The sequence below is a fragment of the Bacillus sp. Bwzl_19 genome, assembly GCF_054900515.1.
On the sequence record NZ_CM142729.1, the window covers coordinates 2411675 to 2435076 of the forward strand.

The 23402-nt window shown below is 46.8% G+C and carries 19 protein-coding genes and 1 other annotated feature; of the genes, 1 reads left to right on the forward strand and 18 read right to left on the reverse strand.

The window, feature by feature from the left end:
* Window positions 1–17: 17 nt before the first annotated feature.
* Genes hemB through hemA form a run of 5 tightly spaced genes read right to left on the reverse strand, consistent with a single transcriptional unit; the run spans window position 18 to window position 4948 of the window.
* Window positions 18–992: a porphobilinogen synthase gene (hemB, locus tag ACW5MY_RS12835; RefSeq protein WP_088030568.1), complete on the reverse strand. Its 975-nt coding sequence runs from the start codon at window positions 990–992 to the stop codon at window positions 18–20.
* Between the two features lie 2 nt (window positions 993–994).
* Window positions 995–1777 (reverse strand): uroporphyrinogen-III synthase, encoded by a 783-nt coding sequence (locus tag ACW5MY_RS12840; RefSeq protein ID WP_013353074.1) that lies wholly within the window; start codon window positions 1775–1777, stop codon window positions 995–997.
* A complete protein-coding gene (gene hemC / locus ACW5MY_RS12845; RefSeq protein ID WP_013353075.1) occupies window positions 1767–2708 on the reverse strand; it encodes a hydroxymethylbilane synthase in 942 nt (313 codons plus the stop codon). Before hemC ends, ACW5MY_RS12840 begins: the two co-directional genes overlap by 11 nt.
* A 34-nt stretch (window positions 2709–2742) precedes the next feature.
* Window positions 2743–3573, reverse strand: coding sequence for a cytochrome c biogenesis protein (locus tag ACW5MY_RS12850; RefSeq protein ID WP_007408154.1), 831 nt, complete (start codon window positions 3571–3573; stop codon window positions 2743–2745).
* A 7-nt stretch (window positions 3574–3580) separates the two neighbouring features.
* Window positions 3581–4948, reverse strand: a complete 1368-nt coding sequence (hemA, locus tag ACW5MY_RS12855) for a glutamyl-tRNA reductase (protein WP_013353076.1) — start codon at window positions 4946–4948, stop codon at window positions 3581–3583.
* A gap of 196 nt (window positions 4949–5144) precedes the next feature.
* Between hemA and ACW5MY_RS12860 the strand changes: the two genes are divergently transcribed.
* Window positions 5145–5636: a hypothetical protein gene (locus ACW5MY_RS12860; RefSeq protein WP_013353077.1), complete on the forward strand. Its 492-nt coding sequence runs from the start codon at window positions 5145–5147 to the stop codon at window positions 5634–5636.
* A 32-nt stretch (window positions 5637–5668) separates the two neighbouring features.
* Here ACW5MY_RS12860 and yihA read toward each other — a convergent pair whose 3' ends face one another.
* From yihA to ilvB, 13 genes are all read right to left on the reverse strand, one after another.
* Window positions 5669–6256 (reverse strand): ribosome biogenesis GTP-binding protein YihA/YsxC, encoded by a 588-nt coding sequence (gene yihA / locus ACW5MY_RS12865; protein ID WP_013353078.1) that lies wholly within the window; start codon window positions 6254–6256, stop codon window positions 5669–5671.
* Window positions 6253–8577 (reverse strand): endopeptidase La, encoded by a 2325-nt coding sequence (gene lon, locus ACW5MY_RS12870; protein WP_013353079.1) that lies wholly within the window; start codon window positions 8575–8577, stop codon window positions 6253–6255. The genes yihA and lon overlap by 4 nt, the downstream gene beginning before the upstream one ends.
* A 198-nt stretch (window positions 8578–8775) precedes the next feature.
* Complete coding sequence (gene lonB / locus ACW5MY_RS12875) at window positions 8776–10434, reverse strand: ATP-dependent protease LonB (protein WP_013353080.1); 1659 nt, start codon at window positions 10432–10434, stop codon at window positions 8776–8778.
* Between the two features lie 150 nt (window positions 10435–10584).
* On the reverse strand, window positions 10585–11838 hold the full coding sequence (gene clpX, locus ACW5MY_RS12880; protein WP_013353081.1) for an ATP-dependent protease ATP-binding subunit ClpX: 1254 nt from the start codon (window positions 11836–11838) through the stop codon (window positions 10585–10587).
* Window positions 11839–12109: 271 nt separating this feature from the next.
* Window positions 12110–13384 carry a trigger factor gene (tig, locus tag ACW5MY_RS12885; protein ID WP_014470785.1) on the reverse strand — a complete coding sequence of 425 codons (1275 nt, stop codon included), beginning with the start codon at window positions 13382–13384 and terminating at the stop codon, window positions 12110–12112.
* A gap of 216 nt (window positions 13385–13600) precedes the next feature.
* The gene (ddcA, locus tag ACW5MY_RS12890) at window positions 13601–14605 is read right to left on the reverse strand and encodes a DNA damage checkpoint antagonist DdcA (RefSeq protein WP_013353083.1); all 1005 of its coding nucleotides are present in this window, start codon (window positions 14603–14605) and stop codon (window positions 13601–13603) included.
* Window positions 14606–14723: 118 nt separating this feature from the next.
* Window positions 14724–15323 carry a 3-isopropylmalate dehydratase small subunit gene (gene leuD, locus ACW5MY_RS12895; RefSeq protein WP_013353084.1) on the reverse strand — a complete coding sequence of 200 codons (600 nt, stop codon included), beginning with the start codon at window positions 15321–15323 and terminating at the stop codon, window positions 14724–14726.
* Window positions 15324–15337: 14 nt separating this feature from the next.
* The gene (gene leuC, locus ACW5MY_RS12900; protein ID WP_013353085.1) at window positions 15338–16756 is read right to left on the reverse strand and encodes a 3-isopropylmalate dehydratase large subunit; all 1419 of its coding nucleotides are present in this window, start codon (window positions 16754–16756) and stop codon (window positions 15338–15340) included.
* A gap of 49 nt (window positions 16757–16805) precedes the next feature.
* Window positions 16806–17903 (reverse strand): 3-isopropylmalate dehydrogenase, encoded by a 1098-nt coding sequence (gene leuB, locus ACW5MY_RS12905; RefSeq protein ID WP_462061616.1) that lies wholly within the window; start codon window positions 17901–17903, stop codon window positions 16806–16808.
* A gap of 20 nt (window positions 17904–17923) precedes the next feature.
* Window positions 17924–19480 (reverse strand): 2-isopropylmalate synthase, encoded by a 1557-nt coding sequence (locus ACW5MY_RS12910; protein ID WP_014470787.1) that lies wholly within the window; start codon window positions 19478–19480, stop codon window positions 17924–17926.
* Entirely contained in the window at window positions 19467–20495 is a 1029-nt protein-coding gene (gene ilvC / locus ACW5MY_RS12915) for a ketol-acid reductoisomerase (protein ID WP_289393786.1), read from the reverse strand. The genes ACW5MY_RS12910 and ilvC overlap by 14 nt, the downstream gene beginning before the upstream one ends.
* A gap of 22 nt (window positions 20496–20517) precedes the next feature.
* Window positions 20518–21036, reverse strand: a complete 519-nt coding sequence (gene ilvN / locus ACW5MY_RS12920; protein ID WP_013353088.1) for an acetolactate synthase small subunit — start codon at window positions 21034–21036, stop codon at window positions 20518–20520.
* A complete protein-coding gene (gene ilvB, locus ACW5MY_RS12925; protein WP_289394465.1) occupies window positions 21033–22757 on the reverse strand; it encodes an acetolactate synthase large subunit in 1725 nt (574 codons plus the stop codon). The genes ilvN and ilvB overlap by 4 nt, the downstream gene beginning before the upstream one ends.
* A gap of 119 nt (window positions 22758–22876) precedes the next feature.
* Window positions 22877–23128: a binding site (T-box leader), on the reverse strand.
* Window positions 23129–23402 lie beyond the last annotated feature (274 nt).

The following is a 23402-nucleotide window of genomic DNA, read 5'->3' on the forward strand; positions in this document are numbered from 1 at the left end:
CCCGTCAAATGAAATTCTTATTCAGCAAGCCATTTTGCTGCGTCTTTTGCATGATACGTCATAATGAGGTCGGCACCTGCACGTTTCATGCTCGTTAAAATTTCAAGCACCATTTCTTTTTCTTTAATCCAGCCGTTTTGGGCTGCAGCTTTCACCATAGAATACTCCCCGCTTACATTATAAGCGACCAGCGGCAGGTGATGGCGGTTTTTCACATCACGCATAATATCTAAGTATGACATAGACGGTTTGACGATTAAAAAGTCAGCGCCTTCTGCAGCGTCTGATTCAGCCTCACGGAGCGCTTCCAAGCGGTTGGCCGGATCCATCTGATATGTTTTTCGGTCGCCGAACTGCGGTGTGCTGTCAGCCGCGTCGCGGAACGGACCGTAAAATTCACTTGAATATTTCACGGCATAGGACATGATCGGAATATTTGTGAATCCTTCTTTGTCAAGCGCTTCTCTGATCACTGTGACAAAACCGTCCATCATGTTTGAAGGAGCGATGATATCAGCGCCGGCTTTAGCCTGGCTGACGGCTGTCTGCGCCAGCAGTTCAAGCGACTCGTCATTCAGGATTACTCCGTCTTTCACAACGCCGCAATGGCCGTGATCCGTATATTCACAGAGGCATGTATCAGCGATTACGATCATTTCAGGATAATGCTTTTTAATTTCAGCAATCCCTTTTTGCACAATGCCGTGATCGTGAAAAGCCTGAGTTCCGCAGTCGTCTTTTTCTTCCGGCACGCCGAAAACGATGACCGACTTAATGTCGAGTGATATGAGCTCAGCCATTTCATCCTTTAATAAATCGAGTGACACATGATAAACCCCCGGCATGGAAGGAACTTCTTTTTTTCCTTCAAGCCCTTCAACGACAAATAAAGGGTAAATAAAATCTGAAGGGTGAAGGCGTGTTTCTCTTACTAAATCTCTCATCGCAGCGTTCGCGCGCAAACGGCGGTGTCTGTTAAATGTTTGATTCATCATTATCTATCCTTTCCCGACATGCTGCACATGACGTCCAGCATGCCTTCAATCGTATAGGTGTCAGGCACATGGGATGAGATCCCGTATTCCAATAGCGCTTTTTCCGTCAAAGGGCCGATGCTGATATAGCTCGCACCGCTGTTTTCCAAAGTTTTTTTTTCGTCTCCGACCGCATGCATAAACGTATGCACCGCCGAAGAACTGGTAAACGTAATAAAATCAAAATGAGAGCGGGATGCAGCCTGTCTCAGCTCGTCCATTCCTTTTTCATCCTGAATGGTATTGTACAGCACCCATTCCCTTATTTGATAGCCAAGCGGCTCAAGCTCCGCTTTTATGACATCGCGTGATAAATTGCCCTTTATCACTGAAATGGGTTCGGCAGCTGATGCGTGCCGCTTTAATGTATCAGCCAGACATTCAGCCACATACTCATCAGGCATCGCATCCGTCCCGGCTCCCCGCTCTTTAAGGGCGCGCGCAGTCTTTTCACCGACGGCTGCGATTTTTTTCCGTCCCGAAAGCGCAAGGCCGTGCTCATCGAGGTAGGAAAAAAAGAACCGGACACCGTTTACGCTTGTAAAAACAAGCCACCCCGGCTCAGAAAGGTCTTCCCGGAGACTGTCCGCACATTCACCCGGGAGCGCTTCCTGAAAAGCGATCAGCGAAGCGGAAACAGCCGTTCCGCCGAGCGCCTCCACTTTTTTTCGGAACGGGGCGGCCTGTCTTTTGTTCCGGGTGACAAGCACGGTCTTTCCTTGTAAAGGAAGGTCATTTGCCATCCTGATCGAGCTCCTGTTTTACGCTGTCGATTAATGCTTTGGCTCCTTTTTCAGACATCATCGCCGCACAGCGTTTCCCGATTTCTTCCGGATCATGTCCCGCCGCTGTTTCTTTATAAATCGTCTTACCGTCCGGAGACGCAACAAGACCGACCAATTCAACCTCATCCCGGTCATTGACGGACGCATACCCGGCAATCGGCACTTGGCAGCCGCCTTCCATCGCGTGCAAGAAAGCCCGTTCGGCTGCCACCGTGCGTTTCGTATACTCATCGGTGAATTGCGCAAACAGCTTCAAAAGCTCCTCATCCGACTCTCTGCATTCAATGGCAAGAGCGCCTTGGCCTACCGCAGGCAGACAGCGGTCCGGTTCGAGGAATTCAGATACGACATCATCTTTCCAGCCCATTCTTGAAAGACCCGCAGCAGCTAAAATAATAGCATCATAATCTTCCGTCTCAAGCTTTTGAAGTCTCGTATCTATGTTGCCTCTGATCCATTTAATAGTAAGATCAGGGCGCTCAGCAAGAATCTGGGCGCTTCTTCTTAAACTGCTCGTGCCGATGATGCCGCCTTCTTTTATGTCGTCCAGCTTTTGATGCCCCTTGGAAATCAGCGCATCACGCGGGTCCTCACGTTTCGGTATGCAGCCGATGACCAGACCTTCAGGCAAAACAGCAGGCATGTCTTTCATGCTGTGGACCGCCATATCAATCTCCTGATGTAACAGCGCCTGTTCAATCTCTTTGACAAACAGACCTTTGCCGCCCACTTTTGACAGTGTGACATCAAGGATGCGGTCGCCTTTTGTGACAATCTCCTGAATTTCAAAGTTATACGAAGGATTCAATTCCTTTAGTTTGTTAATCACCCATTTTGTCTGGGTCATAGCCAGTTTGCTCCGTCTGGAACCTACCTTAATCGTTCTCATTTTCTTTCCTCCCGAATCTGTTTGGCGCGTGACGTTAACTGAACCAATGGAATTGCGATAGGCTTCCGAGCAGGAAGTAATTAATCATCAGCACGAGAAAACATGCTGAATTCCATAACGCCGCCACTTTTCCCTGCAGTTCCTTAATCATTCTGATATATAAATAGTAGCTGTATAAAAGCAGCACAATAAACGAGCCGAGCACTTTTGAATCAAACCAGTACAGCGTTTCCAGAGACACATACGCCCAGATTACGCCTAAGATCAAACTTAACAGCAGCATCGGAACTCCGATGACATTCAAAACGTAAGCCATATAATCAAGTTTTGACAAATCTTCAATTCTCAACAGCCATTTTCCCCATTTTTTCTTCTTTAATAAAGAATATTGAAATTGATAAAGAAGCGAAAAGACAAAAGAAAGGGAAAAGGCGCCGTATGAGAGAATCGCCATTGTGATATGAATGACCAAAAGCTCTGAGACCAGCTGGCCGGAAAAAGCTGCCGAATGCTGATCAGTCGGTGAAAACGTGTGGATCGCGATCATCGAGAAACCGATGACATTCGTGAAAAACACGATAAAATCAACCCGCAGAATCTGCGTGACAACAAGTGAGAGCGTAACAAGCACCCACGCATAAAAGTAAAGGGCCTCTGTAATATTTAAGACCGGAAATCTCCCCGTCTGCCACATAAAATAAGAAAGATAGACGGTTTGCAGAGTCCAGACAATAGAAAGCAACCAGAAGGCCATTTTCCCAGCCTTCCGGTTGTGTTGAAGAAAATCTATAAAGTAAAAAAGGACGCTTACTGCATAAATAACAATTGTCGCTTCATTAAGTCTTGCCATTGCTGTATCAATCATACAGCGCTCACTCACTTACAAGCGGACGTAAGCCCGTTTTTGCTTCTGCCTTTTGAAACGAATGAACCGTCTGGCGGTTATCCAGGCTTTTGTCCAGCTGGCGGCCGGCTTCATCCTCAATATCGAAAATCTGCATAAACAGCTTCAGCTTTTCCTCGGAATCCGCTTCAGCCGCAAGCTCTTTCGCTTTCAGAATCGGGTCGCGCAGCATCTGGTTAATGATGCTTTTCGTATGTTTGCTGAGCAGTTTTTTCTCTCTTACCGTCAGATTAGGCAGCTTGCGCTCAATGCTCTGCATCGTATCGGACTGGATGGACAGCGCCTTTTCACGCAGCGCCGAAATGACCGGCACGACGCCGAGCGTATTAAGCCACTGCTTAAATTCAACAATTGCCGCTTCAATGAACAGCTCGACTTTTTCAGCGGTTTCACGGCGTTCTTTTAAGTTGGCTTCAACGATTCCTTCAAGGTCATCAATATCGTACAGGAAAACACCTTCAAGATCGTTCAGCGCAGGATCAAGGTCTCTCGGCACAGCGATGTCCACCATAAATAACGGGCGGCCCTTCCGCTGTCTGCCCGCTCTCTCCATCATATCTTTAGACACGACAAAATCACTCGCGCCTGTCGAGCTGATTAAAATATCAGCTTCAGCAAGTGCATGTTCAAGCTGGTTTAAGCTGCGAGCTTCTCCGGAGAAACGGTCAGCAAGCTCTTTTGCCTTCAAAAACGTTCTGTTGATGACCGTTACTTTGCCGATGCCCTGTCCGTGCAGGTTTTCTGCGGCGAGCTCGCCCATTTTCCCCGCACCGAGAATCAAAATGTGCTTATTTGACAGAGAGCCGAAGATTTTTTTCGCGAGTTCAACGGCCGCGTAACTGACGGAAACGGCATTGGCGCCGATATCGGTTTCAGCATGCGTGCGTTTGCCGACAGTCACCGCCTGTTTAAAGAGCTCATTGAAAATGGTGCCGATTGTCTTTTCTGTCTGCGCCGTTTTAAAGCTCGAACGGACCTGGCCGAGTATTTGTGTTTCTCCGATGACCATGGAATCCAAACCGCACGCCACACGGAATAAATGCTCGATCGCCGCATCGCTCTCATAAAATTTCAGAAACGGAGACAGCTCTTCTTTCGGCAGCGAGAACCATTCGGATAAAAATGTCTTTATATAATAACGGCCGGTATGAAGCTGGTCGACCACCGCATATATTTCAGTTCGGTTGCAGGTTGACACGATAATGTTTTCAAGAACACTTTTTTCTTCTTTTAAACGGAGCATCGCTTCTGCAAGCTCATCCGGCTGAAAACTTATTTTTTCACGTATTTCAATGGGGGCGGATTTATAATCTACTCCCACTACAAGAATATGCATAGCCGTTCATGCACCCCCGTACATCGCAATTTATTTATAATCATTCTAACATAGAATTTATTATTTATAATAATTATAACATAGTTTCTTCGTGAAAATGTGAACAGATTTCAAAAATGTTATGCTATAGTATAAAAAGCTTCGTTTCCTCTGTAATCATCATACTAAAAATCCTTTACTGCGGGTAGGTGACAGGATGAAAAAAACATCAATTTTATTACCAGGACTTCTGCTTGCCGCTTCATTATTCGCATGGCTTCAGAGCGGACAGGTCCGCCTCTTTGCGAATCAGGGAGAATGGCCGGTGCTCCTTATGCTTTTGGGTGCCGTGTTCTTGTATCAGGGCAAAAAGGAAGCGGCTGGGCCTCACGTCCTTATCGGTATGCTTCTGTTCGGAATAGGTTTACACTTTTTCGCCAAACCAGAGCTCTCTTGGTGGCCGGGAGATTTCGAAATGCTGCTCTTCGTACTCGGTTTCTCCTTATTTGCGGCCGCCAGAAAAGAATATGTATACGAAGCGGTTGCCATGATTGGTTTTTCCCTCTTTTTATACTTCTTTAAACAAATTACGGCGTGGATGGAATCCGTGAATATTCCGACGGAGCATTTCAAAACATACTGGCCGTATGTTTTCGTCGGAATCAGCCTTTTCTTATTGTTTATCAAGCGGAACAAAACTATACGATAAAACCCAAAACGCACTGCGTTTTGGGTTTTTCATTACCTGCTGATCATTTTTTTAATGGCTCCCCATGCTTCATCTTTTCCTTTTTTTGTTTCAGAGGAGAATAAAATCAGCTCATCTTCAGGGTCCATATCAAGCGTCTGTTTGACAACCTTTAAGTGCTTGTCCCATTTTCCTTTTGGAATCTTATCCGCTTTTGTCGCAATGACGATAACGGGAATGCCGTAATATTTCAAGAATTCATACATGTTCACGTCATCAGCAGACGGCGCGTGTCTGAGGTCGACAATCTGCACGCAGGCTTTCAGCTCTTCACGGGTCGTCATATAGGTTTCAATCATTCTCCCCCATGCTTCCCGCTCGCTTTTTGAAACTTTCGCAAACCCGTACCCGGGAACGTCGACAAAATGCAATTCATCATTGATGATGTAAAAGTTTAAGGTCTGTGTTTTCCCCGGTTTTGATGACGTTCTGGCCAGGTTTTTCCGATTGATTAATGAATTGATAAAAGATGACTTTCCTACATTTGATCTTCCCGCCAGCGCGATTTCCGGAAGTCCCCCATCAGGGTACTGTTCCGGTTTAACCGCGCTGATCACGATTTCTGACTTTGTAACTTTCATTTCTTCTCTCCTACTAAGGCATGTTCCAAAACGTCATCCAGATGTGACACGAATATAAATTTCAGTCCTTCTCTGACGCTTTCAGGAATATCCTCTATATCTTTTTCGTTATCTTTAGGCGCAATAATCGTGGTCAGGCCCGCTCTGTGGGCACCGAGCGCCTTTTCTTTCAGTCCGCCGATCGGAAGCACGCGGCCCCGCAGCGTGATTTCTCCCGTCATACCGACTTCGCGTTTTACCGGACGATCCGTTAACGCTGAAACGAGCGCCGTGGCCATCGTAATTCCCGCAGAAGGGCCGTCTTTCGGCACCGCTCCTTCAGGGACATGAATATGAATGTCATGGTTCTCATGGAATGTCGGATCGATTCCGAGCTGTTCCGCTTTTGAGCGGACATAACTGAAAGCTGCCTGGGCGGATTCCCGCATGACATCTCCCAGCTTCCCGGTCAGAATCAGCTTTCCTTTTCCCGGTGACAATGACACCTCGATTGAAAGCGTGTCTCCGCCGACTGTCGTATACGCAAGCCCCGTGACGACCCCGATTTGATCTTCGGTTTCCGCTTGTCCGTATCTGAATATCCGTTTTCCAAGGTAGTCTGCCAAATTTTTCTCTGTAACGGTAATGCGTTTTCTTTCCTCAGAAACGATGGCTTTTGCAGCTTTTCGGCAAATGGCGGCAACCTGGCGTTCAAGCGTTCTCACACCGGCTTCCCTTGTATAATAGCGGATGATGTCGGTAATCGCCTGATCCCGAATCTGCAGGTTGCTCTTTGTGAGCCCGTGCTCTTTGATCTGTTTCGGAAGCAGGTGGTCTTTTACGATCTCCAGCTTTTCGTTTTCAGTATAGCCTGACAGGCTGATAATCTCCATTCTGTCTCTGAGAGGGCCCGGTATTGAAGCAAGGTTATTCGCAGTCGCGATAAAAAGCACTTTCGATAAATCGAACGTCTCTTCAATATAATGGTCGCTGAATGTGCTGTTTTGTTCCGGATCCAGCACCTCAAGCATCGCCGAAGACGGGTCGCCTCTGAAATCAGACGACATTTTATCAATCTCATCAAGGAGAAAGACCGGATTTTGTTTGCCGGCTTTTTTCATCCCCTGTATAATACGGCCCGGCATCGCTCCGACGTATGTACGCCGATGCCCGCGGATTTCAGATTCATCCCGCACACCGCCCAGTGAAATTCTCACAAAACGGCGCCCCATGCTCGTACTGATTGATTTTGCAAGAGATGTTTTTCCGACTCCCGGAGGTCCGGCCAGACAAAGAATCGGCCCTTTCAGCGTTTTCGTCAGCTGTTTCACAGCCAAATACTCCAGAATCCGTTCTTTCACTTTCTCTAAACCGTGATGCTCTTTGTCTAAGATTTCCCCGGCTTTTTTAATATCCAGTTTATCTTCTGTTTCGTCCGACCACGGCAGAGCGATAAGCCAGTCAATATAGTTGCGGATAACAGAGCTTTCCGCTGAGCTTGACGGCACTTTTTCGTAACGGCTTAATTCCTTAAGCGCCGTTTCTTTGACACGCTCAGGCATGCCGGCTTCTTCTATCTTCTCCGTGAGCGACTGAACTTCACCGGTTTTCCCTTCTTTGTCGCCAAGCTCCTTCTGAATGGCTTTCATCTGTTCACGCAAGTAGTATTCCTTTTGAGTGCGTTCCATCGAACGCTTGACGCGCTGTCCGATTTTTTTCTCAATTTCCAGCACTTCTTTTTCATTATGAATAGAACGGATGACCTTATTCAGGCGTTCTTTAATATCAGCCGTTTCTAAAATATCCTGCTTGTCCTTTAATTTCAGCGGGAGATGAGAAGCGACGATATCCGCCATTCTGCCGGGCTCTTCAATATCAGTCACGGCTGCATACGTTTCTGCGGAGATTTTTTTAGAAATTTTTATGTACTGGTCAAAATGGTCCAGCAGCGTCCGCATAAGCGCTTCATCTTCCACGTCTTTCGAATCGTCCTCATGCATCAGCTGTATATCGACCGAAGTATAATCTTCGAGCTCGGTGTATTCAAGGATCTGCGCACGCTGAATTCCTTCTACAAGCACTCTGATCGTACCGTTGGGAAGCTTCAGCATCTGTTTAATTTTTGTATAAGTGCCGACGGTGAAAATGTCCTCTTCACCCGGTTCGTCTATCGAAATATCCTGCTGAGTGGCTAAAAAAATCATATGATCATGCATCATTGCCTGTTCAAGAGCCTGAACCGACTTGTCCCGGCCTACATCTAAATGTAAAACCATCGTCGGGTATACCAATAAACCTCTTAAAGGGAGGAGCGGGATGCTGCGTTTTGTATCTTCTGCCATGTGACTGACACCTCCGTGACTTTAGTATGAACCATTATAATACAACTTTTTCATCGTTGTACAATTCCGGGATCGGGCAATCATCGGCTTACCGCCTGCCCTGTATATAAAACAGTCTCTTCGTAGTATACCCTTTCTTTCTGTTCTGAAAAAGGAAAAGATGTCCTCCATAAAAAAACCCCATTATAAAAATGGGGTTTATACGGATTCCTTATTCATTTGGATATCAAACGGTTTCTGTTCTGAAGGCGGGTCTACCAATATGACGTCAAGCACTTCCTGAAACGTTTTTACCGCTTTAATGGTGATTCCATCTATTCGTTTCAGAATGGACTGCTGATTTTCATAAGGGATAATGACCGTTTTTGCTCCGGCCTGCTTTGCGGCTTTGATTTTCGGGATAACGCCGCCGATGGGTTTGACAAGCCCTGTCAGGCTGATCTCTCCCGTCATCGCCACCGTATGGTCGATAGGGATGCGGTGAATCGCGGAAAAAATCCCCGCAGCCATCGCGATACCCGCAGAAGGTCCGTCAATCGGACCTCCGCCCGGAAAATTGACATGAATGTCATAGTCTGAAGGTTTGATGCCCATTGTGCGAAGAACCGTCAGAACATTCTCCACTGACCCCTTCGCCATACTTTTGCGGCGGATCGACTTTGATTGGCTGCCAATGCTCTCTTCCTCTGCGATTCCCGTAATATTCAGGCTGCCTTTGTCCTGCGCAGGCGTGACATTCACTTCGATTTCCAGCAATGCGCCGCTGTTCGGCCCGTAAACGGCAAGCCCGTTCACGATACCGACTTGCGGTTCATCAGCGATTTTCTGCTCATTTTTCGGCGTAAGCTGACTGGAATGAACAACCCACTCTATATCCTCTGTCGTAATTTCTTTCCTGTCCTCGGTCACCGCCATACCGGCGGCAATCTGAATCATATTGACGGCTTCGCGTCCGTTTCTCGTATATGCGGTCAGCACACCAAGAGCCTCATCAGAAATCTCTTTCTGAATTTTGTCGGCCGCTTTTTTCGCAACGGTTTTAAGTTCATCCTTTTCCAGCTCGCGGAAAAACACTTCAAGACAGCGGGACCGGATGGCCGGCGGAATTTCATTCGGCATTCTCGTTGTCGCTCCGATCAGTCGGAAATCCGCGGGAAGCCCGTTTTGAAAAATATCATGAATATGATTCGGTATCTGCGTATTTTCCTCACTGTAATACGCACTGTCTAAAAATACTTTCCGATCTTCAAGCACCTTCAGCATTTTATTCATCTGAATCGGGTGAAGCTCGCCGATTTCATCAATAAACAATACACCGCCGTGCGCATGGGTCACAGCCCCCTGCTTCGGCTGCGGAATGCCCGCCTGACCCATTGCCCCCGCTCCCTGATAAATCGGATCATGCACTGAACCGATAAGCGGATCGGCAATACCCCGTTCATCAAATCGTGCGGTCGTCGCATCAAGCTCAACAAAAACGGCCTGCTTCTGAAATGGTGACTGTTTATGTTTTTTCGCTTCTTCCAATACGAGACGCGCCGCAGCCGTTTTACCGACTCCCGGAGGCCCGTAAATTATGACATGCTGCGGGTTCGGACCGCAAAGCGCTGCTTTTAATGCTTTAATCCCATCCTCCTGGCCGACAATATCCTGAAAGCTTTTCGGCCGCACCTTCTCTGATAAAGGTTCTGATAAACTGATGGCGCGCATTTTGCGAAGCTGTTCCATTTCCTTTTTTGATTCTTTATCTATCGTCACTTTTTGTGTACGCTGGTTTTTGAGCAGATTCCAAAAATATAATCCGATGACTATCCCGAAAAACAGCTGTACAAATAATGCGATCCCTGTCCAACTCATGCTGGTCCCTCCTGAAAAAACGATTTATGTATCCAATTCATTCCTCTGTCCGCTAGTATCTCCCAGCAAAGCCCGGAATAAACATTTTTCAGAAGGGTCGGGACAAGAAAAAAACCTCCTGATCAATCCGAGTCAGGAGGTTTTGTAACGTTACGCTGATGTTTTAACAACAGTGCCGTCTTTTAATACAAGACGCGGTGCTTCACCGTCTGCCACTGTCGCTCCGGTAATGACACATTTTTCAATGTCATCGCGGGACGGCAGATCAAACATGACGTCAAGCATGATGCCCTCAATGATAGAACGCAGGCCGCGTGCGCCTGTTTTTCGCTCGATCGCTTTTTTCGCAATTTCAGATAATGCCTCGTCTTCAAAATCAAGCTCGACATCATCTAGTTCTAACATTTTCTTGTATTGTTTGACGAGTGCGTTTTTAGGTTTAGTCAGAATTTCAACCAGTGCCGTTTCGTCAAGCTGCTCAAGGCTTGCAATGACAGGAAGACGGCCGATGAATTCAGGAATCAGCCCGAAACGAAGCAAGTCTTCCGGAAGAACTTTAGAAAGCAGTTCTTCTTTTTCCAAGTCTGCCACTTTATTATCAGAGCCGAAGCCGATGACTTTTTGTCCGAGACGGCGTTTAATGATTTGTTCGATGCCGTCAAATGCACCCCCGCAAATGAACAGAATGTTCGTCGTATCGATCTGAATGAATTCCTGATGAGGATGTTTGCGCCCTCCTTGAGGCGGCACGCTTGCAACCGTTCCTTCAAGAATTTTCAGCAGCGCCTGCTGAACGCCTTCGCCTGATACGTCACGTGTGATGGACGGGTTTTCAGATTTACGCGCTACTTTATCGATTTCATCGATATAAATAATGCCTTTTTCCGCTTTTTCCACATCATAGTCTGCTGCCTGAATCAGTTTGAGGAGAATGTTTTCTACGTCCTCACCGACATATCCGGCTTCAGTCAGAGATGTAGCGTCCGCGATCGCAAACGGCACGTTCAGAATACGCGCAAGTGTCTGGGCGAGAAGTGTTTTCCCGCTTCCAGTCGGCCCGATTAATGAAATATTACTTTTAGAAAGCTCGACATCATCCACTTTACTGTTGGAGTTGATGCGTTTGTAATGGTTGTATACCGCAACCGCAAGTGATTTCTTCGCCTGATCCTGTCCGATGACATATTCATTCAGAATCTCACGGATTTCCTGCGGCTTCGGAACGTCTTTAAATTCGACTTCTTCTTCTGTGCCCAGCTCTTCTTCTACGATTTCTGTACAGAGCTCGATGCATTCGTCGCATATATATACACCCGGTCCTGCAACCAGCTTACGAACCTGATCTTGCGTTTTTCCGCAGAACGAGCATTTTAATTGTCCTTTTTCCTCGTTGAATTTAAACATTCTTTCACCCCTTAATCTTGTCTCACTTTTTCTTTTACCTGAAGGGCAAAAGAAAACGGTTCTTGCTACGATCGAGTATGTATTGCATTTTACCATACTTTCCAGTAAGACGGTAACAATGTGTTTCGCGCTTGCACATTCTATATGTATGACAAAAAACAGCCCGGCAATGACTATCTTGCCCCAAGAAAAAGAGTTATATCATAATTGTACAAAACAAGGCACAAATTAATCGCGCCCTGTTTTATTATGTCTATTATTATGAACCATATTAACGGTTTTCTACAAGAAAATCAATTGCTTTTCGAACTTTTAAATCTTCTTTCATCGCGTCAGTTGAACCGATTGCCTGCTTGATGTTTTCAACCGGCATGTTGTAAGCTTCAGCCATTTTAGTCAGCTCAGCTTCAACTTCTTCGTCAGTCACTTCAAGATTTTCAGCTTGAGCGATCGCTTCAAGCGTCAGGTTTGATTTTACGCGTTTTGCAGCATCTTCTGTCATTTGCTCTTTTAACGCGTTTTCATCTTGACCTGAGAATTGAGTGTAAAGCTCAAGGTTCATGCCTTGCATTTGCAGACGCTGTTCGAATTCTTTCAGCATGCGGTCAAGCTCAGTGTCGATCATCGCTTGAGGAACATCAGCTTCAGCGTTTTCAGATGCTTTCAGAACAAGCTCTTCACGCAATTTAGCGTCAGCTTCGTTTTCTTTTGCTTCTTCAAGGCGTTTTTTTGTTTTCTCAGTTAATTCAGCAAGCGTTTCAACTTCTTCGTCAATGTCTTTTGCGAATTCGTCGTTAAGCTCCGGAAGCTCTTTCGCTTTGATTTCATGAATTTTCACTTTGAAAACAGCTGGTTTTCCGGCAAGCTCTTCAGCATGGTACTCTTCAGGGAATGTTACTTCAACATCCTTTTCAGCGCCTGCTTCAAGACCTGTTAACTGCTCTTCGAAGCCCGGGATGAATGAACCTGATCCTACTTCAAGTGAGTAGTTCTCAGCTTTTCCGCCTTCAAATGCTTCTCCGTCAACGAAACCTTCGAAGTCAAGAACGACTGTATCGCCGTTTTCAACAGCGCCTTCTTCTTTCACGACAAGCTCAGCCTGACGCTCCTGAAGCGCTTTAAGTTCGTTTTGTACGTCTTCGTCAGTAACGGACACGTCATCTTTTTCGATACCTAAGCCTTTGTAGTCACCGAGTTTCACTTCCGGTTTTACAGTCACTTTTGCAGTGAAAATTAAGCTTTCGCCTTTTTCGATTTTTTCAACATCGATTTCAGGGCGGTCTACAGGCTCAATGCCGGCTTCTTCAACCGCTTTAGGGTATTCTACAGGAAGTAAAATATCTAAAGCATCCTGGTAAAGAGCTTCAACGCCGAAACGCTGTTCGAATAAACCGCGGGGAACTTTCCCTTTGCGGAATCCAGGAATAGAAACCTGTTTTACTACTTTTTTAAATGCATCATCAAGAGCTGTTTTAAACGTTTCCGCATCAACTTCAACCGTTAATACGCCTTCGTTGCCTTCTTGTTTTTCCCATTTTACAGACATGTGTTTCCCTCCAAAAATCTATTCAGGTTGTGTCGGTCTTCCATTCTAAAGCAATCCGCGGCTTTGTCAAAGAAAAAACCGCTTTGAATCAGAATCATTATGTAATGAACTGGCAGCCTGTCCAACCGTAATTCTCATTTCAGTTAAACCGCTATACATAAATACAACCACTATATTATAACATAACGCCTAGCGCTTTCAACTATATGGCGTGATTTACAAATAAGAAATTTCTTCAATATCCTTAATCATCGTGCAGGCTTCTTCGAGTTCACGGCTGTCAAACTCGTACATCATATGAAGTTCCTCCGGCTCAATGTCAATGCCGTGCATCTCGTAACCGACCTTATGAAGCGCCGCGGCCCATAAATCTGCGTTCAAAAACTTCGGCATAAAAGGGTGCAATACGGTCAGATGCCTTCTCCACAGCTCCTCAACGGCGGCGTATAATGTAGGATTTTCATTGCCGAGCGTTTCATCAAGCACCCGGAGAACACGATGCAAAATCGGGGCCGCATCAGGCTGAATCGTTTCACTCGGGATCGCGGTCATTGAATCACCGAATTTTGTAATATGGACCGGTTTGCTGTAGTCGTGCTCCGACATAAGCGTCAAAATCATCGTTTTGATCAGCGGATGCGCGCCCGGATCTTGAAGAATCGTTTTTAAAAGGCCCGTGTATTTCGCAATATTGCGGTCTTTGAGAGAATGAATCAGATTCATTTGTTCTGCGGGGCTGTTCAGCACTTTTTCCGCATCAAGAACGTCTTCATATTCCTCCTCCCACGCCTCATCCTGCTGATCGGGATCGGTCATTTTGCGGCTGAATTCGAGCAGCCGGTAGAATTGTTCCGCACTTTCTGCTGGCAGCTGGTTTTCCTCCAGTACAGCTTCAATTGTGCTTTTGACTTCTTCATATTGTTTCAGCTGAATTAAAATGGTCATATACACCTGCAGCACGGTAAAATAATGGCCGTACCCTTCATTCAGCATTTTCTCGCAAACTTGTTTTGCTTCTTCCAATTCCCCGAGTTCCAGAAAACAAATCGCCATGCCTAAATGTACATCGGACTCGGTATCACCGTGGCTTACCGCTTCTGAAAACAGTTCGAGGGCCTCCTGATACTGTTTATCCTTCATGGCGGCCATCCCTTTATCAACCAAGCGTTCTTTCAGACGGGGGAAAGGAATGATATCAGCTTTTTTCTTGTCATGCGTCATACTTTATTTCCTTTCAGGCGCTTATTTTGTTCAAGTGTATCAACACGCGTCAGGAAACACAAGAAAGGATGACGCGCACGGCCAAAAAAGCCGCCGGACAGATGCCGGACGGCTTTTTTCAGGCTCGAAGCCAAGAACTTCTTTTCGATTCAAACTGCTGAATGTCGTCCTCCAGCAGAAGCGTTAATGAAATTTCATCATAGCCGTTAATCAGCATTTCCTTCCAGTGAGGATCGACTTCAAACGAAATCTCTCTTCCTTCGCTGTCGTGAATGAGCTGGTTTTCCAAGTCAACCGTCATATTAAGGGACTGATTTTCATATTGACAGGCGAGTTTTTTCCACTGATCATACGGCATACGGATGGGAAGCATACCGTTTTTAAAGCAGTTTTGATGAAAAATATCGGCAAATGACGGGGCGATGATGATTTTGAATCCGTAATCATCCAGCGCCCAAGGAGCGTGCTCACGGGATGATCCGCAGCCGAAATTCTCTCCGGCAATTAATATAGACGCGCCTTCATAGACTTGGCGGTTTAATTCAAACTCAGGATCAGGCTCACCGTTCTCAAGGTATCTCCAATCAAAAAACGCGAATCTGCCGTATCCGGTTCTTTCAATTCTTTTCAGAAACTGCTTCGGAATAATCTGGTCCGTGTCGACGTTGATCCGGTTTAAGACGGCCGCTTTTCCTGTATGCGTTTTTAAAGGTTCCATCTTTCGCGCACTCCTTACACAACTGTTTTTTCTTGATAAAACTTTCTTACATCGACGAAATGCCCGTGAATGGCCGCCATTGCCGCCATGGCAGGACTGACAAGGTGTGTTCTCGCGCCTTTTCCCTGTCTGCCTTCGAAGTTGCGGTTGGATGTGGAGGCGCATCGTTCCCCTTCAGGCACGACATCATTGTTCATACTGAGGCACATGCTGCAGCCTGATTCTCTCCATTCAAAGCCCGCTTCAAGAAACACACGGTGCAGCCCTTCTTTCTCAGCCTGCTGTTTCACGCTTTGAGAGCCCGGCACCACAATCGCTCTGACGCTGTCGGCGACTTTTCGGCCTTTAATCATATCAGCAGCCTGGCGAAGGTCGGTCATCCGCGAATTTGTACAGGAGCCGATAAATACATGTTCGACTTTTATATCTTCAATTTTTTGATTCGGTTCAATCCCCATGTATTCGTACGCGCGGATGGCTTCTTTTTTACCGTCGTCAGAATCAATGCTTTCCGGCGCCGGTATTTGAGCATCTACCGGAAGAACCATGCCGGGGTTGATGCCCCATGTGACCATTGGAGAAATCTCGCTGCCGTCTAACACGATGGAACGATCGTAGACGGCGCCCGGATCGGTTTTTAACGCTTTCCATTCTGCAGCCGCTTTTTCAAACTCTTCGCCTTTTGGCGCGTATTTACGGTTTCTGCAGTATTCGATCGTCGTTTCATCAGGAGCGATCAGTCCCGCGCGCGCTCCCGCTTCTATTGACATATTGCAGACGGTCATGCGTTCGTCCATAGACATGTTTCTGAATACTTCCCCGGTGTATTCAATGACATATCCCGTACCGAATTTCACCCCGTATTTTCCGATAACCGATAAGATGACATCCTTCGCGGTCACTCCTTTTTGGAGCGTTCCGTCAACGCGGATTTCAAGCGTTTTCGGCCGCTGCTGCCATAATGTCTGTGTGGAAAGAACATGTTCCACCTCACTTGTGCCGATACCGAAGGCAAGCGCCCCGAATGCGCCGTGAGTCGATGTATGGCTGTCTCCGCAAACGATCGTTTTCCCCGGAAGTGTCAGACCAAGCTCAGGCCCGACCACGTGAACGATTCCCTGATCCGCGCTGTGAAGATCCGCAAGACGGACGCCGAACTCCTCACAATTTCGTTCAAGCGCGGTTACTTGGCGCTTTGCGACTTCATCTTTTATGTCAAAACGGTTGACAGTCGGGATATTGTGGTCCATCGTCGCGAATGTGTTCTGCGGCCGTCTGACCTTTCTTCCCTTTTGCCTTAATCCTTCAAACGCCTGAGGAGACGTCACCTCATGAATTAAGTGCAGATCAATATAGAGAAGATCGGGTTTTCCTTCACCGCTTTTTACAACATGCCGATCCCAAATCTTTTCGATGATTGTTCGAGGCATCATCTTTGTTTCCTCCCTCTACCTATGAACTAAGACCGCTCTCTTTTAAGCGTCACACTATAGATTTTGTATTCGCGCCGACTAATGCGGCTTTTACTTTTTCAGTAATATCATGCGTTCCGGCATATTGGCCGCCCCGGGCGATATCACGTGTGCGGCTGCCGTCTGCAAGCACCTTTGCGACCGCTTTTTCTATGGCTTGCGCTTCTGTTTCAAGTCCGAAAGATGTTCTCAAGAGCATCGCCGCTGATAAAATCGCCGCAAACGGATTGGCCATCCCTTTACCTGCAATGTCAGGCGCCGATCCATGCACGGGTTCAAACAAGTGAAGACCTGAACTTGATAAACTGGCTGACGGCAGCATGCCGAGCGAGCCTGTCAGCATAGAGGCTTCATCGCTTAAAATATCGCCGAACATATTTTCAGTTACGATGACGTCAAATTGATTCGGAGCGTAAATGAGCTGCATCGCGGCATTATCGACAAGCATATGCTCAAGCGTCACATCAGGAAATTCTTTTGCGATTTCATCTGCTGTTTCACGCCACAGCCTGCTTGAAGAAAGCACATTCGCCTTATCAACTGACGTCACTTTCCCTTTACTGCCGGCAGCCATCTTAAAGGCTTCTCTGACAACGCGTTCGATTTCTTCTTTCTTATAAAAAAGGGTATCGACCGCTTCTTTTTCTCCCGCTTCATTGACATACTGTCTGCTTGGCTCTCCGAAGTAGAGGCCGCCCGTCAGTTCCCGGACGATCACAAAGTCGACCCCGCTGATATATTCTTTTTTCAACGGAGATGCCTCAGACAGGCTTTCAAATACGGTCACGGGACGCAGATTGGCAAACAGGCCGAGTTTTTTTCTGATGCCGAGCAAGCCTTTTTCCGGCCTGAGCTCAGGAGAATTTTGGTCCCATTTCGGTCCGCCGACTGCACCGAGCAAAATGGCGTCGGATCTTTCACAAAGAGCAACAGTCTCCTCAGGGAGGGGATTTTGATGAGCGTCAATGGCTGCTCCCCCGATCAGCCCGTTTTCAAATTCAAATTCATGTCCGAATTGTTCGGCAACGCTTTTCAGTACATCTGCCGCTGATTCCGCCACTTCCGGCCCGATTCCGTCACCGGGAAGCAAAGCAATGCGTTTTTTCAAATCAAACGTTCTCCTTTCTATTACGAGCCGACCGCAGTCTGTCTCTTTAATCCGTCTATATTGCAATCCAGCACCAATTGCCGGTTCACTGCATTCAGATAAGCTTTTGCAGAAGCTTCCAGAACATCATGCGCGATTCCCCGCCCTGATGATTCTTTTCCGTTCACGGTGACTCTGACATAAACTTGAGCCAGCGCGTCTTCGCCTTTCCGGTTGGACTGGATGCGGTAATCCAACAGTTCAATATTTTTATCGATGCAGCGCCCGAGCGTGTTATAAACGGCTTCTACGCTGCCCGCTCCTGTTGCCGCCTCTTGAATTAGCTGTTCGTTTTCCTGATTTCGCAAAGAGACTGTTGCAGTCGGCACCTGAGACGTCCCGTAATGCACTTGCAGAGACAAAAATTCATAGCCGATTTTTTTGTCCGTCACTTTTTCTTCTAAAATAAGAGAAATCAGGTCATCATCGGTGATTTCTTTCTTCTTTTCAGTCAGTTCTTTAAACATCGTAAAAAATTTATTGATTTCATCACTGTCAAACTGGAATCCAAGCGCATTCAGGCGGTCTTTGAACGCGTGGCGTCCGGAATGCTTTCCGAGCACGAGCGCCTCAGCAGTCACACCTACAAGTTCCGGTGAAATGATTTCATATGTTGATTTCTCTTTCAGGAAACCGTCTTGGTGAATACCTGACTCATGTGCGAAAGCATTATCTCCGACGATCGCTTTATTGCGGGGAACGGCCATTCCCGTCAGTTTGCTGACAAGATCACTCGTCCGCTTTAACTCATGAAGGGTGAGAGATGAATCAGCCTGATACGCGTCATTTCTGACATGAAGCGCAACGGCGATTTCCTCAAGCGCGGCGTTACCGGCTCTTTCTCCTATTCCGTTAATGGCGCATTCAATTTGATCAGCCCCGTTTTCAATTGCCGAAAGTGAGTTGGCAACCGCCATTCCGAGGTCATCGTGGCAATGGGCTGAGAGTTTTGCCCGGCTGATATTCGGAACGTGTTCCTTCATATATTTAAAGATATTTCCGTATTCAGCAGGCGTCAGGTAACCTACAGTGTCCGGGAGGTTGATGACGCTCGCGCCGGCATCAATCACTTTTTCTACGATTTCAGACAGAAACGGAAGTTCAGTTCGGCATGCATCTTCCGCTGACCATTGAACGAGCGGAAAGCGTTCTTTTGCATACTTCACCATTTCAACCGCTTTTTCCTTAACCTCTTCCCGCGTCATTTTCAGCTTATGCTTCAGATGAATGTCAGAGGTGGCGATAAAGACGTGAATCCGCGGGCTGACTCCGTCTTTCAGCGCTTCCCAGGCTGCATCGATGTCACCTTTGACAGAGCGGGCAAGCCCTGTTACCGAACAATTTTTAATCGTTCTTGCGATTTCCTGCACGGCTAAAAAATCACCTCGGGATGAAGCGGGAAATCCCGCTTCAATAATGTCCACCCCGAGTCTCTCAAGCTGCTTGGCTATCGCCAGTTTCTCCCGTGCATTAAGGTTGACTCCGGGAGATTGTTCACCGTCACGAAGAGTCGTGTCGAAGACATTAATTTTGCGCAACGGAGACCACCGCTTCCTTCTTTTTGCCTTGTTTGACAAACGGCATCATTTCACGAAGCTGTCTGCCGACTTTTTCAATCTGATGCTCGTTTTCACTTGCATTGATCGCATTGAAACGAGGACGGTTCACTTGGTTTTCCACGATCCATTCTTTTGCGAATGTACCGTTTTGAATATCAGTTAATACTTGTTTCATAGATTCTTTTACCTTCGCGTCGACTACGCGCGGTCCTGATACAAAATCTCCCCATTGAGCCGTATCGGAGATTGAGTATCTCATGCCTGCCAATCCTTCTTCATACATTAAGTCTACGATCAGCTTCAGTTCATGCAGACACTCAAAATATGCAAGTTCAGGCTGGTATCCGGCTTCTGTCAGCGTTTCAAAACCTGCTTTGACAAGCGCCGTTAAACCTCCGCAGAGAACAGCCTGCTCACCGAACAGATCCGTTTCCGTTTCTTCTTTAAATGTTGTTTCAAGAACCCCCGCACGCGCTCCGCCGATGCCTTTTGCATAAGCAAGCGCCGTGTCTTTCGCTTCGCCTGATACGTCCTGATAGATGGCAAACAATGCCGGTACGCCTGCGCCTTGTTCATATGTTCTTCTGACAAGGTGTCCCGGCCCTTTTGGAGCGACAAGGAATACATCTACATCAGCAGGAGGCACGATCTGATGGAAATGGACGTTAAATCCGTGTGCGAATACCAGTGATTTGCCCGCTGTCATTTCATCTTTGATTTCAGCTTCATATACTTTTTGCTGCTGTTCATCCGGAAGCAGAACCATAATGATATCAGCCTGGGCAGCCGCTTCTCTTACAGAAAATACTTGATGACCGTCTTCTTGGGCCTGTGTAAATGATTTGCCTTGTCTGACGCCGACAATAACATCAATTCCGCTTTCTTTTAAGTTCAGCGCATGTGCATGACCTTGTGAACCGTAACCGATAATCGCTACTTTTTTACCTGCCAATACGTTCTCTTTGATATCACCGTTATAATATACTTTTACCATTTTAATCTCTCCCTTTTTTGTGTTATACAATTGAAATTGTTTTATTGGATGACGCCTTCTGCTGGGTTCCCCTCGCAAAAGCCGTTGTGCCTGTTCTCGCGATTTCTTTAATGCCATAAGGTTTGAGAAGCTCTATAAGCGCTTCGATTTTATTGGATTCGCCGGTGACCTGAACGACGATGCTGTCTCTTGACACATCAACGACGGAAGCCCTGAACGGTTCAATAATTCCGTTCATTTCCGTTCTGGCCGACGGTGCGGAAACAACTTTAATTAATGCAAGCTCACGCTGTACGATCGATTGGTTTGTGATATCCGTCACTTTCAAGACGTCAATTTGTTTGTTCAGCTGCTTTGTCAGCTGCTCTACGTCATTTTCGCCTTCCACATGGACGACAAATGTGATCCTTGAAACACCGCTAGTTTCCGTGTGGCCTACAGTAATGCTTTCGATATTATAGTGTCTTTTTGTAAACAGTCCGGTGATCCGGTTTAATACTCCCGAGCGGTTGACCACCGTTAATGTGATAATGCGTTTCAAGGTTTCACCCCCACCATTTCATGAAGTCCTTTACCGGGCGCAATCATCGGGAATACTTTTTCGCTTTTGGCGACCCGGACGTCAATAACGACCGGCTCTTTTGATGAAAGCGCCTTTTGCAGCTCTTCTTCCGCCTCTTCTTCCGATGAAATCCGGACGCCTGTAATGCCGTAGGCTTCTGACAATTTGACAAAGTCAGGCTGCGCCGAGAATTTGGATTCAGAATAGCGTTCTTCATAGAAGATTTCCTGCCACTGTCTGACCATGCCCAGACATTCGTTGTTCAGGATAACCACTTTGACCGGAAGATTCAGCTGCCGGATGACATCTAATTCCTGCAGAGTCATCTGGAAACCGCCGTCTCCGAGGATGGCAACGACCGTGGCATTACGATCAGCCAGCTGCGCTCCGATAGCCGCCGGAAGGCCGAAGCCCATTGTGCCGAGACCTCCCGAGGTCACCCACTTATCCGCCTTTCGGAAAGGATAAAACTGAGCCGCCCACATCTGGTGCTGGCCGACATCCGTCGCCACAATCGCCTCACCGTTTGTGAATTGGTGAATATACTCAATCAGCTTTTGGGGTTTAAAGCCCTCTTCTCTGTTGTCTGTATACCAAAGCGGATATTCTTCTTTCCATTCGGAAAGCTGCTGCTTCCATTCCTCTGACTGTCCCTGTTTTCCGTTTTGCTTCAATAATTCCTGAAGGACGATTTTACTGTCGCCGACCACCGGAATCTGCGTTTCAATAATTTTTCCGATTTCGGCAGGGTCAATATCGATATGCGCCACCTTGGCAGACTTTGCAAAATGCTTCAGGTTCCCCGTCACGCGATCATCGAACCGCGCTCCGATGCTGATCAGCAAGTCACAGTGGTAAAGCGCCATATTCGCTGTGTATGTGCCGTGCATCCCCGCCATCCCCAGAAAAAGCGGATGGTCTGCCGGGAAACCGCCCAGACCGAGAAGCGTGTGTGCTACGGGAATCTGCTGCTGTTCGACATAATTTTTTAAATCTTCTGAAGCTTTACCGTGCAAAACACCCGCTCCGGCTAAAATAACCGGCTTTTGCGCACTGCTGACAGCTTCCACAAGCTTTCGGATCTGCAGATAGTTAGGCTCTTTTACCGGCTGATACCCCGGAAGGCTGATCTCGTGATCATACCTGAATTCCCCTTCAAATGATGCGACATCCTTCGGTATATCAATTAATACCGGCCCCGGTCTTCCTGTTGTGGCGATATGGAACGCCTCTTTAATCACACGGGGAAGATCTTCCGGACGGCGAACCTGATAACTGTGTTTCGTAATCGGCATCGTAATTCCTAAAATGTCGGCTTCCTGGAAAGCGTCGCTGCCGATGACCGAAGTGGCCACCTGACCGGTAAACACCACGAGCGGGAGTGAATCAATCATCGCATCCGCAAGACCGGTAACTAAGTTTGTCGCTCCCGGTCCCGAAGTAGCGATCACAACCCCCGGCTTCCCGGAGACTCTCGCATACCCTTCCGCCGCATGAATCGCGCCTTGCTCATGGCGGGGCAGGATGTGAACCAATCCTGATTGATACAGCTTATCGTAAATCGGAAGAACGGCTCCCCCCGGATAGCCGAAGATCATTTCGACATTTTCTTTCTTTAATGATTCAATCAGCATTAAAGCCCCGTTCATTGTCTTTGTACAATCGGCAGACAGAGTATCCGCCTGTACATTTGTGCCCATTTTCAGTTCCTCCTTTTCAATGTTCCCTTCTAAAATCCAATTCATAAAACGAAGCGCCGGCTGACGCAAATAAAAAAGCCTTCCCACCCACATTCAGCCAAGCATTTTATGCGATAGCCAAAAGGGGCGAAAAGGCTTGCTTTCCGCGGTACCACCCTTGTTTACGGTCATATGAGACCGTCTCATGGATAATTACTATCCGTTTTGATAACGAGTAAACATTGACGTTCACTCGGCCGAGTCCTACTCTTCACATTTCAGACCGGCACTCTGAGGCGAGTTCACTTTGGTTTGTTTTTGCCGGCTCTCAGCGTTACCGGCTCTCTGTGAAAAACTTCAGCAAAGCTACTTATCCTCTTCTGCGCTTTTTATTATGGCGGCTCTTTTATTTAAAAAAGAACCTTCATTTGTTTGTTTTTTCAGTGTTTTATGATTTTTCTTTTTAGTGTGAATCATTTAATTATTTTTGTTTGAACTCATATTACGCTCGTTTACAGGCAGTGTCAACAGCATTTTTATAATTATTAGACAATTTAGATTAATCAATCTACTTTGTATACGCTTTCATTACTGATACAAAAGGATCGGTAAATGTTAAAAGTTTTTATAATTTTTTTGTTAATCTCTTAAGATTACATGAAATTT

What these genes read in the sequence shown, in the direction of transcription:
- hemB (WP_088030568.1), bottom strand. Translation starts at nt 992, where the DNA reads ATGAATCAAACATTTAACAGACACCGCCGTTTGCGCGCGAACGCTGCG.
- ACW5MY_RS12840 (WP_013353074.1), bottom strand. Translation starts at nt 1,777, where the DNA reads ATGGCAAATGACCTTCCTTTACAAGGAAAGACCGTGCTTGTCACCCGG.
- hemC (WP_013353075.1), bottom strand. Translation starts at nt 2,708, where the DNA reads ATGAGAACGATTAAGGTAGGTTCCAGACGGAGCAAACTGGCTATGACC.
- ACW5MY_RS12850 (WP_007408154.1), bottom strand. Translation starts at nt 3,573, where the DNA reads ATGATTGATACAGCAATGGCAAGACTTAATGAAGCGACAATTGTTATT.
- hemA (WP_013353076.1), bottom strand. Translation starts at nt 4,948, where the DNA reads ATGCATATTCTTGTAGTGGGAGTAGATTATAAATCCGCCCCCATTGAA.
- ACW5MY_RS12860 (WP_013353077.1), top strand. Translation starts at nt 5,145, where the DNA reads ATGAAAAAAACATCAATTTTATTACCAGGACTTCTGCTTGCCGCTTCA.
- yihA (WP_013353078.1), bottom strand. Translation starts at nt 6,256, where the DNA reads ATGAAAGTTACAAAGTCAGAAATCGTGATCAGCGCGGTTAAACCGGAA.
- lon (WP_013353079.1), bottom strand. Translation starts at nt 8,577, where the DNA reads ATGGCAGAAGATACAAAACGCAGCATCCCGCTCCTCCCTTTAAGAGGT.
- lonB (WP_013353080.1), bottom strand. Translation starts at nt 10,434, where the DNA reads ATGAGTTGGACAGGGATCGCATTATTTGTACAGCTGTTTTTCGGGATA.
- clpX (WP_013353081.1), bottom strand. Translation starts at nt 11,838, where the DNA reads ATGTTTAAATTCAACGAGGAAAAAGGACAATTAAAATGCTCGTTCTGC.
- tig (WP_014470785.1), bottom strand. Translation starts at nt 13,384, where the DNA reads ATGTCTGTAAAATGGGAAAAACAAGAAGGCAACGAAGGCGTATTAACG.
- ddcA (WP_013353083.1), bottom strand. Translation starts at nt 14,605, where the DNA reads ATGACGCATGACAAGAAAAAAGCTGATATCATTCCTTTCCCCCGTCTG.
- leuD (WP_013353084.1), bottom strand. Translation starts at nt 15,323, where the DNA reads ATGGAACCTTTAAAAACGCATACAGGAAAAGCGGCCGTCTTAAACCGG.
- leuC (WP_013353085.1), bottom strand. Translation starts at nt 16,756, where the DNA reads ATGATGCCTCGAACAATCATCGAAAAGATTTGGGATCGGCATGTTGTA.
- ilvC (WP_289393786.1), bottom strand. Translation starts at nt 20,495, where the DNA reads ATGGTAAAAGTATATTATAACGGTGATATCAAAGAGAACGTATTGGCA.
- ilvB (WP_289394465.1), bottom strand. Translation starts at nt 22,757, where the DNA reads ATGGGCACAAATGTACAGGCGGATACTCTGTCTGCCGATTGTACAAAG.